The organism is Pseudomonas sp. L13 (assembly GCF_009935965.1).
In the GTDB taxonomy this organism is placed as follows: domain Bacteria; phylum Pseudomonadota; class Gammaproteobacteria; order Pseudomonadales; family Pseudomonadaceae; genus Aquipseudomonas; species Aquipseudomonas lactis.
Map to the genome: position 1 here is coordinate 27,820 of NZ_QODJ01000024.1, position 11,775 is coordinate 39,594.

Here is an 11,775-nt window from a genome sequence, read left to right on the forward strand (position 1 = left end):
CCAAAGATGCCCGAAGCCTAGATGCAACGGGGTTTTGCAACAATCCTTACCGACAACATTTTGATAACGCTAACGGATAACGCGGGCTCACTTGCACCGCACGGACCGCAAGTTCTCTGCCCCGCGACCGGTCGCCAGGTCTTTGAGCCAGATGACCTTGCCCGAATGAGCGGGCGGGGAAGCCTGCCCATGGGAGGCGCGGTCGTGATTCAACGCCAGGTAGTTCTTGATCAATTCAAGCTCCGCCTGGCTCAAGCCTCGCAACTCCAGCTCCAGAGGCCGTTCATCACGCAATCGGCCTGCGGTTCTTGCGGCATCCAATGCCCGACCCAAACGGTCGATCAATCCCTCATACAATTGCGGTTTCGTTAAAGTTCGCTGCGATTCAACCATCCCCTCACCTCATTGAAGAAATACTTGCTCCCCACTAAACAGCGTAGCCCCCGTTGCTGCGCCTGCCCGGTGCCGCGACAGACGGCCCTCGGCGCGCAATCAGGGTTTCCCTCGATAGAGTGGGGTCATGTATGCTACGGCGCTTCCTGTAACTCCACTTCCCGCAGGGTTTGGGCACGGACGCGCCGCTTCTTGGTGTCGAACAACCCGGACAGTGCACCGAAGAGGATTAGGCCACCCCTATCCAGTTCAAAAGTAGCCATGCACGAACAATATCAGCCCCGTGAAATAGAAAATGCCGCCCAAACCTTCTGGGACGAGCAAAAGTCCTTTGAAGTCAGTGAACAGCCAGGCAAGGAGACTTACTACTGCCTATCGATGTTCCCTTACCCCAGCGGCAAGCTACACATGGGGCACGTGCGCAACTACACCATCGGCGACGTGATTTCGCGCTACCAGCGCATGCTCGGCAAGAACGTGCTGCAGCCCATGGGTTGGGACGCCTTCGGCATGCCGGCAGAAAACGCCGCGATGAAAAACAACGTGGCGCCCGCCAAGTGGACCTACGAAAACATCGCCTACATGAAGACCCAGCTGCGCAGCCTGGGCCTGGCGGTGGACTGGTCCCGCGAGGTCACCACCTGCAAGCCCGATTACTACCGTTGGGAACAATGGCTGTTCACTCGCCTGTTCGAAAAAGGCGTGATCTACAAAAAAAGCGGCACCGTGAACTGGGACCCGATCGACCAGACCGTACTGGCCAACGAACAGGTCATCGACGGTCGCGGCTGGCGTTCCGGCGCGCTGATCGAAAAGCGCGAAATCCCGATGTACTACTTCAAGATCACCGCCTACGCGGATGAACTGTTGTCGAGCCTCGACGATCTGCCGGGCTGGCCTGAACAGGTCAAGACCATGCAGCGCAACTGGATCGGCAAATCCAAGGGCATGGAAGTGCAGTTCCCGTACAACGTCGACTCCATCGGCGAAGCGGGCGCACTCAAGGTGTTCACCACCCGCCCCGACACCCTGATGGGCGCGACCTACGTCGCCGTGGCCGCCGAACACCCGCTGGCCACCCAGGCCGCACAGAACAACCCTGAGCTGCAGGCGTTCATCGCTGAATGCAAAGGCGGCAGCGTGGCCGAAGCCGACGTCGCCACCCAGGAAAAAAAGGGCCTGCCAACCGGCCTGTTCGTCGAACACCCTTTGACCGGCGAAAAGCTGCCGGTATGGGTCGCCAACTACGTGCTGATGCACTACGGCGATGGCGCCGTCATGGCCGTGCCGGCGCACGACGAGCGCGATTTCGAGTTCGCCACCAAGTACAACCTGCCGATCAAGTCGGTGGTGCGCACCAGCTCGGGTGACACCAACCCAGCGCCGTGGCAAGACGCCTACGGCGAGCACGGCACGCTGATCAACTCCGGCGAATTCGACGGCCTGGATTTCCAGGGTGCGTTCGACGCCATGGAAGTGGCCCTGATCAAGAAAAACCTCGGTGCCTCGCGCACCCAGTTCCGCCTGCGTGACTGGGGCATCAGCCGCCAGCGCTACTGGGGCTGCCCGATCCCGATCATCCACTGCCAAACCTGCGGTGACGTACCGGTACCGGAAGACCAACTGCCGGTCGTGCTGCCAGAAGACGTGGTGCCGGACGGCGCTGGCTCGCCGTTGGCGCGCATGCCCGAGTTCTACGAGTGCAGCTGCCCTAAGTGCGGCGCGCCGGCCAAGCGTGAAACCGACACCATGGACACCTTCGTGGAGTCCTCGTGGTACTACGCTCGTTATGCCTCGCCGCACTATGAAGGTGGCCTGGTGGAGAAATCCGCAGCCGACCATTGGTTGCCGGTGGATCAGTACATCGGTGGCATCGAACACGCCATCCTCCACCTGCTGTATGCGCGCTTCTTCCATAAGCTGATGCGTGACGAAGGCCTGGTGAGCTCCGATGAGCCGTTCAAGAACCTGCTGACCCAGGGCATGGTGATCGCCGACACTTACTATCGTCGCGAAGCCAATGGCGCCTACACCTGGTTCAACCCGGCGGACGTCGAGCTTGAGCGTGACAGCAAGGCCAAGGTCATCAGCGCCAAGTTGAAAGCCGACGGCCTGCCGGTTGAAATCGGTGGCACCGAGAAGATGGCCAAGTCGAAGAACAACGGCGTCGACCCACAGTCGATGATCGACCAGTTCGGCGCCGACACCTGCCGCCTGTTCATGATGTTCGCCTCGCCGCCTGACATGAGCGCCGAATGGTCCGACTCAGGTGTCGAAGGCTCGCACCGTTTCCTCAAGCGCGTCTGGCGCCTGGCCCACGCCCATGTCAGCCAGGGCCTGCCGGGCAAGCTGGATATCGGCGCCTTGAACGACGAGCAGAAAGCCGTGCGCCGCAGCATCCACCTGGCTATTCGCCAGGCCAGCCAGGACGTCGGGCAGAACCACAAATTCAACACCGCCATCGCCCAGGTGATGACGTTGATGAACGTGCTGGAAAAAGCCCCGCAGGCGAGCGAACAAGACCGTGCGCTGATCCAGGAAGGCCTGGAAACAGTTACCCTGTTGCTCGCGCCGATCACGCCGCACATCAGCCATGATCTGTGGAGCCGTCTGGGCCACAGCGGTGCCGTCATCGATGCCGCCTGGCCGGTGCAGGATGACAGCGCCCTGGTTCAGGACACGCTGCAACTGGTCATCCAGGTCAACGGTAAACTGCGTGGCCAGATCGACATGCCGGCCAGCGCCAGCCGTGAAGAGGTCGAAGCGGCTGCACGTATCAATGAGAACGTGCTGCGCTTTACCGAAGGCCTGACCATCCGCAAGGTGATCGTGGTGCCTGGCAAACTGGTCAATATCGTCGCCAGCTAAATCGGATCGGGCGCGGGGCTTGGGCCCCGCGCCGAACTAAACCTTTAGGGCCCGAGAAGGCCCACCTGGTTTCAAGGGGAGCAACAAAATGATCAAACGCAATCTGCTGGTTATGGGCCTTGCCGTGCTGTTGAGCGCTTGCGGCTTCCAGCTGCGCGGCACCGGCACCAATGAGCTGTCGCTCAAGGAACTCGACGTCAGCGCCCGCAACGCCTACGGCGAAACCGTCACCCAGCTGCGCCAGACCCTGGAAAACAGCGGTGTGCACGTGTACAACGGCGCGACCTACAAACTGATCCTGACGGATGAGCGCGAAACCCAGCGCAATATCAGCTACGCCAGTGCTGGCCGTGCGTCCGACGTTGAATTGAACACGGCGCTGATGTTCGAAATACAAGGCCGTGATCAGTTGCCGCTGATGGGTGACAAGATCCAGGTGCAGAAAGTCGTGAGCCACGATGGCAACAACCTGGTGGGTTCAGACTCCGAGACCCTCCAGGTGCGCAAGGAAATGCGTCGTGAGCTGATTCAGCGCATGATGACTCGCCTGCAAATGCTCACCCCGGAAAAACTGGCTGAGCTGCAGCAAGTGGCCGACAACAAGGCCAAGGCTGACGCCGACGCCCTGAAAGCTGCGCAGGAATATGAAGACAACACGCCGAAACAGTCGCCTGTTGAAGTCCCTGTCGAGTAAGCCAGACGGGGCGCCCCTGGCGCCCCGTTCGCCCCGCCTATGAAACTTGCCCCCGCCCAACTCGCCAAACACCTGCAAGGTGGCCTTGCGCCTGTGTATATCGTCAGCGGCGATGACCCGCTGCTGTGCCAGGAAGCGGCCGACGCGATCCGCACCGCCGCACGCCAGCAAGGTTTCGATGAACGCCAGGTGTTCAGCGCCGACGCCAGTTTCGACTGGGGCACGCTGCTGCAGGCCGGCGCGAGCATGTCGCTGTTTGCCGAGAAACGCCTGCTGGAACTGCGCCTGCCCTCGGGCAAGCCGGGCGATAAAGGCGCGGCGGCCCTGATGGAATACTGCTCGCGCCCCGCCGAAGACACCGTGTTGCTGATCAGCCTGCCCAAGCTCGACGGCAGCGCGCAGAAAACCAAGTGGGGCAAGGCCCTGGTCGAAGGTCCACAGACTCAGTTCATCCAGATCTGGCCGGTGGACAGCAACCAGTTGCCACAGTGGATTCGTCAGCGCCTGTCGCAATCAGGCCTGGCGGCGACACAGGACGCCGTGGAGCTGATCGCCGCTCGGGTCGAGGGCAACCTGCTTGCTGCCGCCCAGGAGATCGAAAAGCTCAAGTTGATGGCTGAAGACGGGCAGATCACCGTCGAAACCGTGCAAGGCGCAGTGGCCGATAGCGCGCGCTTTGATGTGTTCGGCCTGGTGGACGCCATCCTCAACGGCGAGCCCGCCCACGCGTTGCGCATGCTTGAAGGCCTGCGTGGCGAAGGGGTGGAACCACCGGTGATTCTCTGGGCCCTGGCTCGTGAGCTGCGCGTGCTGGCGAACATTGCCCTGCAATACAGCCAGGGCACCCCGCTGGACAAATGCTTCAGCCAGGCCCGGCCACCGGTGTGGGACAAGCGCAAACCCCTGATGAGCAAAGCCCTGCAACGGCACTCGGCGCAACGCTGGGCGCAACTGCTGCTGGAAGCGCAGCGCATCGACGCACAAATCAAAGGCCAGGCAGCCGGCTCGCCGTGGATGAGCCTGAGCCGTCTGTCGCTGCTGATGGCCGGCCAGCGCCTGGCGTTGCCTGCCGAGTAACCCCCTCTGTACCACACCACAAAACCCTGTGGGAGCTGGCTTGCCTGCGATGGCGGTGGGTCAATTGGCCCATTTGCTCCTGATACAGCTCTGTAGCGCTCAACGGTAACCACGACGCGAAGCGAGCCGCTCTTGATCTTGCTCTTGCTCTTGATCTTGCTCTTGCTCTTGCTCTTGCTCTTGCTCTGCTTTTGATCTTAAGCGCCCCGTTAAACCACGCTGGCCGAACGCAGGCTTGAATTCGTGGGTAACCCGGCAGGACGCCGGGTTAGCCGCCCCGCGCCATGGATGGCGCGTGGCGGCGGCCCACGGATTCAAGCCTGCGTTCGGGCACACCGAGCCTAAGCGAGGTGCCGAGTGGTGGGGCATGAGCGTTTTGCTTACTTTTGCGTTTTTCAAAAGTGAGCCGCCGTCAGGGCGGAACCCTAAGTAGCCGTTACCGCAGCAACGGATATGTACACAATCCAACTGTGTTGACTGTCAGACCGCCATCGCAGGCAAGCCAGCTCCCACATTTGGATCCTGGGGCGCCAGGTAGATAAGCGTCGGCTGTCAGGCCGTCGCGGGAGCAAGCCCCCACATGGACTCTGCCCACCGCTTATTTGTGACATTTCCCACACCTCGCTGGGCTTTACAGCCGGCCCACTTCGGCAGATGATTTGCACCGCTGCATTCCACACCCTAGCGAGAGAATCCACCATGAGCAAAAAGCCATCCAAGCATGGCCCCAACAAGGCCAAATCCATCATCGCCCAGCCCTTGTTCCGCAGTCGTCAGGAACGCGCCGGCAAGGGCAAAGGCAGCTACCGCCGCGAAGCCTTCCAGTCTAATAGCTGGGAGGCTTCTTACTTTCTGGCTGCCTGAAGGCAAGCGCCCCTCTGGCATGATAAGGTCTGTACCTGATTTGTAACCCCCTGGACCTGTGCATGCCCTCTAGTCTTTCTCGTCGTTGGCACCTACGCCAATTGATCGCTGCCTCCAGCCTCATTCTGCTCGTCGCCTGCGCCGAAAAGCCCACCGCTGCGGACGCTCAACCCCTGCCCAAGCTCCAGACGGCCCCGGCTATCGCGCCTGCGGTGGTTGCCCCATTGGCGGTGGACAATCTCGATATCCAACCCACCCAGACCTTTGCCGAATGGCAGGCCGGTTTTCGCGCACAGGCCCTGCAAGCCGGGATTACACCCGCGGTGTTCGATAACGCCTTTGCCGGCGTCACCCCCGATATGGCGGTGATTCGTGCCGACCGCAGCCAGCCAGAGTTTTCCCGCCCGGTGTGGGAATACATCGAGGGCGCCCTGTCGCCGCTGCGCGTGCGCAATGGCCAGGCGTTGCTGGTCAAGTACGCCGATATCCTGCAGCGCATCGAAGAGCGCTATGGCGTTGACCGCCAGGCACTGGTCTCGGTGTGGGGCATGGAAAGCAACTTTGGCCAGTTCCAGGGCAATAACTCGGTGATCCGTTCCCTGGCCACCCTGGCTTACGAAGGCCGTCGCCCGGCCTTTGCACAAGCGCAACTGCTGGCGGCGCTGCAGATCATCCAGCATGGCGATATCCAGGCTGACCAGATGAAAGGCTCCTGGGCCGGGGCGATGGGCCAGACCCAGTTCATCCCGACCACCTACAACACCCACGCCGTGGACTTCGACGGTGACGGCCGCCGTGATATCTGGAACAGCCCGGGCGATGCCCTCGCCTCTACCGCGCACTACCTGCAAAGCTCCGGCTGGCAAAAAGGCCAGCCATGGGGCGTTGAAGTGCAGCCACTGCCGTCGGGCTTCGACTACAGCCTGGCCGATGGCGGCGTGCGCAAGACCGTGGCGCAATGGCTGCAACTGGGCATCCAACTGCCGCCTGGCGTGAGCCTGCCGGCGAATGTCGACCAATTGTCCGCCGCCCTGCTGCTGCCGGCTGGCTACCGCGGCCCGGCGTTCCTGGTGTTGGATAACTTCCGCGCAATCCTCAAGTACAACAATTCATCGTCTTATGCACTGGCGGTTGGCTTGCTCTCGGAGCGATTTGGCGGCGGCGGTGTGATTCGGGGCAGTTGGCCCAAAGATGAGCTGCCACTGAGCCGTTCGCAGCGCATCGACCTGCAGACGGCGCTCAGCGCCAAGGGGTACGACGCGGGTAATGCCGACGGGATTATTGGCGCCAACACGCGCAAGGCGATTCGGGCGGCGCAGCAGGCGTTGGGCTGGCCGGCGGATGGGTATCCGACGGTGAAGTTGCTGGAGTCGTTGCAGGATCAGTAAACCGCGACCACCGCCATCGCAGGCAAGCCAGCTCCCACACTTGGAATGCATTTCAGAATGTGGGAGCGGGCTTGCTCGCGAAAGGGCCCCAACAAGCACCAGCTATTTAAAGACCACATCCTGCTCCAACACCACCCGCTGCTCCCCCGCATCCAGGCGCACCAAGGCGCCCATCGGCAATGTCAGGTTCGGGTCGCAATGCCCACTGCGCCAGCCCACCAGCACCGGAATGCACAGCGGCTCAAAGGTCTGTTTCAACAGTCTTTCAAGCGCAACCCGGTCCACCCCTGCAACATCTCCCACTAATACACCCGCGACCTGATCGAGTTTGCCAGCCAACCGCAGGTGGGTCAGCAGGCGGTCGATGCGATAGAGCGGTTCATTGACGTCTTCGATAAACAGAATGATGCCATCGGCGTCTAGTTCGAACGGCGTGCCCATGACCGCAGCAATCATCGACAAGTTACCGCCCAGCAAGCGCCCACAGGCCACGCCTGGCTCGATTGTGGTCAGCGGGTAGGCCATCGGGTGCGGCAGCACACTGCCGGCGCCCCGTTGGCCACGCAGCAGGCTGAACAAGGAGGATTCGGTGGGCGGCTGTTTGCCGCCGAGCAGGTCGGCATTGAGCATCGGGCCGTGGAATGTCACAAAGCCCGCGTAGCGGTTGATCGCCAGGTGCAAGGCGGTGATATCGCTGTAGCCCACAAACGGCTTGGGGTTGGCGCGTAGCAGGTCGAAGTCCAAGGCATCAAGCAAACGGGGCGTGCCGTAACCGCCACGCAGGCAAAGGATGGCATCGATGTCGGGGTTGGCAAAGGCGGCATGCAAATCCCGCAGGCGCACTTCATCGCTACCGGCCAGGTAGCCGTCGCGCTCGTGCACACCGGGAAAAATATGCAGGTCGTAGCCACAGGCACGCATCCATTGCCTGGCTTTTTCAACATCCAACTCGGCGGGGCCGGCGGGGGCGATCAGGCCGAGGGTGCCTTCGGGGCGCAGTGCAGGTACGGCGGCACTCATCCATGGTTCTCCCAATATGACGCAGAACGAAATGTGGGAGCTGGCTTGCCTGCGATGCAAGCGCCTCGGTGTATCAGTGGCACCGAGGTGATGCTATCGCAGGCAAGCCAGCTCCCACACAGGCCAGCATTTGCACACCGATTTTGCGGTGCTGTTTACGAAACCAGGCTCGCCTTGACCAGCTTGGCCTGCTCATCGGCGTGGTACGAAGACCGCACCAACGGGCCCGAGGCCACGTTCTTGAAGCCCATCTTGTAGCCTTCCTCGGCGAACCAGGCGAAGGTGTCCGGGTGCACGAAGCGCTGCACCGGCAAGTGGCTGCGGGACGGTTGCAGGTACTGGCCCAGGGTCAGCATGTCGATGTCGTGTTCGCGCATGCGCTTCATGACTTCGATGACTTCTTCGTCGGTTTCACCCAGGCCCAGCATCAAGCCGGACTTGGTCGGAATGTGCGGCATCATCTGCTTGAATTTCTGCAGCAGGGTCAGCGACCACTGGTAGTCCGAACCCGGGCGCGCAGCCTTGTACAGGCGCGGCACGGTTTCCAGGTTGTGGTTGAACACATCCGGCGGCTCGGCAGCGGTGATTTCCAGGGCGACGTCCATACGGCCACGGTAGTCCGGCACCAGGGTTTCGAGCATCACGTTGGGCGAGAGCTTGCGGATCTCGCGGATGCAGTCGGCAAAGTGCTGGGCACCACCGTCACGCAGGTCGTCGCGGTCTACCGAGGTGATCACCACGTATTTGAGTTTCAGGTCGGCGATGGCAATAGCCAGGCTTTCTGGCTCGTTGACGTCCAACGGCTTCGGACGGCCGTGGCCGACGTCGCAGAACGGGCAGCGACGGGTGCAGATGTCACCCATGATCATGAAGGTGGCGGTGCCGCCAGAGAAGCACTCGCCCAGGTTCGGGCAGGACGCTTCTTCGCATACGCTGTGCAACTTGTGTTTGCGCAGCAGCGACTTGATACGGTCGACTTCCGGCGAAACCGGGATGCGCACGCGAATCCAGTCAGGTTTTTTCGGCAGTTCGGTGGTCGGGATGATCTTGACCGGGATGCGTGCAACCTTCTCGGCGCCGCGCAGCTTGACGCCGGCTTCCACCTTGGCACGCGGGGCCGGGGCTGGACGCTCAGTGATGTCCAGCGTCGGGATCATGGTTTGCACAACATCAGTAGTCATATCAATCGATTCCGCCCGTCAGGGTCGTCTGCTCTGCATAGTCGAGGTGTTTGACGAGCTGCGCGCGCAGCCGGGCACTTACCTCGGCAAATTCAATGGATGTTGCATGCTCACTCAACTGGGTCATCGCCAGCCCGGCGTAACCGCACGGGTTGATGCGCCGGAACGGCGCCAGGTCCATGTCCACATTCAAGGCCAAGCCATGAAAGGAACAACCGTGGCGAATACGCAGCCCCAGGGAGGCGATTTTCGCGCCAGCCACGTACACACCCGGTGCATCGGGCTTGGCCACGGCGGTCACGCCGTAACTGGCCAACAGTTCGATCAGGCACGTCTCCATGCGGCTGACCAGGTCGCGCACGCCAAACCCCAGCTTGCGCACGTCCAGCAGCAGGTAAGCCACCAGTTGACCGGGCCCATGGTAAGTCACTTGCCCCCCACGGTCGACCTGCACCACCGGAATATCACCCGGCAGCAGCAAGTGCTCGGCCTTGCCGGCCTGGCCCTGGGTGAAGACCGGCGGGTGTTCCACCAGCCAGATTTCATCCGGGGCCGAAGTGCCGCGCTCATTGGTAAAGCGCTGCATGGCATGCCAGACCGGCTCATAGGCCATCCGGCCGAGCTCGCGAAAGCCCAGGACGTGCGACATCACAGCACCATGTGCACGAAGCCGGTGGCCCGCAGTTCGCTGTTGATGTCGTAGAGCTGGTCTTGACCAGTCGCAACGATGTGCAATTGGATAGTCGTGTACTTACCGGTGGTGCTGGAGCGCTCATCCACCCGGTTATCGTTGATCGTCGCGTGTTTACGCACGATCTCAAGAATCGTGTCTTTGCGGCCCACACCGGTGTCGCTGATTACCTTGATAGGATAATCGGTCACAGGGAATTCGATTTTTGGCGCTTTTACTTCTTTATCGGTCATGGCAGAACAGCCTCGTAAGCGCTAAGCCGTGGCGACGGGCAAAGCCCCGCGTTGGATCAACGCGGGGCTTTGCAGGTGCACACAATCAGTTGAACAAGCCGTAGAAGAATAGACGGATGCTATCCCATACGCGGCGGAAGATACCACCTTCCTCGACAGCGTCCAGCGCGATCAGGTCGGCGCTGTGCACCACCTTGTCGTCCAGCTTGACTTCAACCTTACCGATCACATCACCCTTGGCGATTGGCGCAACCAATTGCGGGTTCAGGGTCATGCTGGCGGCGAGCTTTTTGAGCTGGCCTTTAGGCATGGTCAGAGTCAGGTCGTCGGCCAGGCCGGCCCTGACTTGCGAAGTTGCGCCCTTCCACACCGGCGCGGTCGCCAGCTCAGCACCCTTCTGGTAGAAGGTCTGGGTTTCGAAGAAGCGGAAGCCGTAAGTCAGCAATTTTTGCGTCTCGGCCGCACGTGCCTGCTCGCTGTTGGTGCCGAATACCACGGCGATCAGGCGCTGGCCATCACGTACGGCGGACGACACCATGCAGTAGCCGGCTTCGTCGGTGTGGCCGGTCTTCAGGCCATCGACGGTCTTGTCGCGCCACAGCAACAGGTTGCGGTTAGGCTGCTTGATGTTGTTCCAGAAGAACTCCTTCTGGGAGTAGATCGCGTAGTGCACCGGGTCAACGCGGATGATCGCGCGCGCCAGGATCGCCATATCGTGAGCCGACGAATAGTGCTCTGGGTTTGGCAGGCCAGTCGGGTTCATGAAGTGGCTGTTGGTCATGCCCAGGTCGCCGGCGGTTTTGTTCATCATGTCGGCGAAGGCGTCTTCGCTGCCGGCGATGTGCTCGGCCAGGGCGACGCTGGCGTCGTTACCGGACTGGATGATGATGCCGTGCAGCAGGTCGCTCACAGTGACTTGCGAACCCACCTTGATGAACATCCGCGAACCACCGGTACGCCAGGCGTTTTCGCTGACGGTCACCGGGTCGTTTTCGCCGATCTGGCCGCGACGGATTTCCAGGGTCGCGATGTAGGCGGTCATCAGCTTGGTCAGGCTGGCAGGCGGCAGGCGCACGTCACCGCCGTTTTCGACCAGCACGTTGCCACTGGCGGCATCCATGAGGACCCACGCCTTGGCGGCCAGTTGCGGGGAGGCCGGCACCATTTCAACCGCCCAGGCGGCTGGGGTGATGATCAGCGAGATAAGCAGGCACGTACGTTTGGCTAAGGTGGTGATGTTCATCCGTCTCTCGAAATTGCTTATGGAAACTTGCCCTCGCGGGCAAAACTATTCAGACAGCCCGCTTCCAGACTGTCACGTGTTCGGTTGCCCGCTCACCCCTTGCCCCTGGGTTTTTATTGTTCA

Annotated in this window: 11 protein-coding genes; 5 read left to right on the forward strand and 6 right to left on the reverse strand. The window is 61.4% G+C overall.

Translation table 11 applies throughout. The features are described 5' to 3' along the window. Positions 1-87: 87 nt before the first annotated feature. Entirely contained in the window at positions 88-393 is a 306-nt protein-coding gene (locus DK871_RS13955; RefSeq protein WP_161905450.1) for a hypothetical protein, read from the reverse strand. A 261-nt stretch (positions 394-654) separates the two neighbouring features. Between DK871_RS13955 and leuS the strand changes: the two genes are divergently transcribed. The 5 genes from leuS to DK871_RS13980 all read left to right on the forward strand — a co-directional run bounded on the left by leuS (position 655) and on the right by DK871_RS13980 (position 7,284). Next, positions 655-3,261, forward strand: a complete 2,607-nt coding sequence (gene leuS, locus DK871_RS13960; RefSeq protein ID WP_161905451.1) for a leucine--tRNA ligase — start codon at positions 655-657, stop codon at positions 3,259-3,261. 88 nt (positions 3,262-3,349) lie between these two features. Continuing rightward, positions 3,350-3,955 (forward strand): LPS assembly lipoprotein LptE, encoded by a 606-nt coding sequence (gene lptE / locus DK871_RS13965; protein WP_003194454.1) that lies wholly within the window; start codon positions 3,350-3,352, stop codon positions 3,953-3,955. Positions 3,956-3,994: 39 nt separating this feature from the next. Then, entirely contained in the window at positions 3,995-5,032 is a 1,038-nt protein-coding gene (holA, locus tag DK871_RS13970) for a DNA polymerase III subunit delta (protein ID WP_032895162.1), read from the forward strand. Positions 5,033-5,731: 699 nt separating this feature from the next. Continuing rightward, positions 5,732-5,896 (forward strand): alternative ribosome rescue factor ArfA, encoded by a 165-nt coding sequence (gene arfA, locus DK871_RS13975; RefSeq protein ID WP_003176285.1) that lies wholly within the window; start codon positions 5,732-5,734, stop codon positions 5,894-5,896. Between the two features lie 62 nt (positions 5,897-5,958). Beyond that, positions 5,959-7,284, forward strand: coding sequence for a lytic murein transglycosylase (locus DK871_RS13980; RefSeq protein ID WP_161905452.1), 1,326 nt, complete (start codon positions 5,959-5,961; stop codon positions 7,282-7,284). Between the two features lie 102 nt (positions 7,285-7,386). On the opposite strand, the gene DK871_RS13985 is transcribed toward DK871_RS13980, so the two are convergent. The 5 genes from DK871_RS13985 to DK871_RS14005 form a co-directional block, all read right to left on the reverse strand. Beyond that, on the reverse strand, positions 7,387-8,304 hold the full coding sequence (locus DK871_RS13985; RefSeq protein WP_161905453.1) for an LD-carboxypeptidase: 918 nt from the start codon (positions 8,302-8,304) through the stop codon (positions 7,387-7,389). A gap of 155 nt (positions 8,305-8,459) precedes the next feature. Then, a complete protein-coding gene (gene lipA / locus DK871_RS13990; RefSeq protein WP_161794304.1) occupies positions 8,460-9,461 on the reverse strand; it encodes a lipoyl synthase in 1,002 nt (333 codons plus the stop codon). A gap of 25 nt (positions 9,462-9,486) precedes the next feature. Then, entirely contained in the window at positions 9,487-10,134 is a 648-nt protein-coding gene (lipB, locus tag DK871_RS13995; protein WP_161905454.1) for a lipoyl(octanoyl) transferase LipB, read from the reverse strand. After that, positions 10,134-10,409, reverse strand: a complete 276-nt coding sequence (locus DK871_RS14000; RefSeq protein ID WP_003194466.1) for a DUF493 domain-containing protein — start codon at positions 10,407-10,409, stop codon at positions 10,134-10,136. Before DK871_RS14000 ends, lipB begins: the two co-directional genes overlap by 1 nt. A gap of 85 nt (positions 10,410-10,494) precedes the next feature. Further along, a complete protein-coding gene (locus DK871_RS14005; protein ID WP_161905455.1) occupies positions 10,495-11,652 on the reverse strand; it encodes a D-alanyl-D-alanine carboxypeptidase family protein in 1,158 nt (385 codons plus the stop codon). Between the last annotated feature and the right edge of the window lie 123 nt (positions 11,653-11,775).

Coding starts and splice junctions, on each gene's coding strand:
- DK871_RS13955 (WP_161905450.1), bottom strand. CDS start 393: ATGGTTGAATCGCAGCGAACTTTAACGAAACCGCAATTGTATGAGGGA.
- leuS (WP_161905451.1), top strand. CDS start 655: ATGCACGAACAATATCAGCCCCGTGAAATAGAAAATGCCGCCCAAACC.
- lptE (WP_003194454.1), top strand. CDS start 3,350: ATGATCAAACGCAATCTGCTGGTTATGGGCCTTGCCGTGCTGTTGAGC.
- holA (WP_032895162.1), top strand. CDS start 3,995: ATGAAACTTGCCCCCGCCCAACTCGCCAAACACCTGCAAGGTGGCCTT.
- arfA (WP_003176285.1), top strand. CDS start 5,732: ATGAGCAAAAAGCCATCCAAGCATGGCCCCAACAAGGCCAAATCCATC.
- DK871_RS13980 (WP_161905452.1), top strand. CDS start 5,959: ATGCCCTCTAGTCTTTCTCGTCGTTGGCACCTACGCCAATTGATCGCT.
- DK871_RS13985 (WP_161905453.1), bottom strand. CDS start 8,304: ATGAGTGCCGCCGTACCTGCACTGCGCCCCGAAGGCACCCTCGGCCTG.
- lipA (WP_161794304.1), bottom strand. CDS start 9,461: ATGATCCCGACGCTGGACATCACTGAGCGTCCAGCCCCGGCCCCGCGT.
- lipB (WP_161905454.1), bottom strand. CDS start 10,134: ATGTCGCACGTCCTGGGCTTTCGCGAGCTCGGCCGGATGGCCTATGAG.
- DK871_RS14000 (WP_003194466.1), bottom strand. CDS start 10,409: ATGACCGATAAAGAAGTAAAAGCGCCAAAAATCGAATTCCCTGTGACC.
- DK871_RS14005 (WP_161905455.1), bottom strand. CDS start 11,652: ATGAACATCACCACCTTAGCCAAACGTACGTGCCTGCTTATCTCGCTG.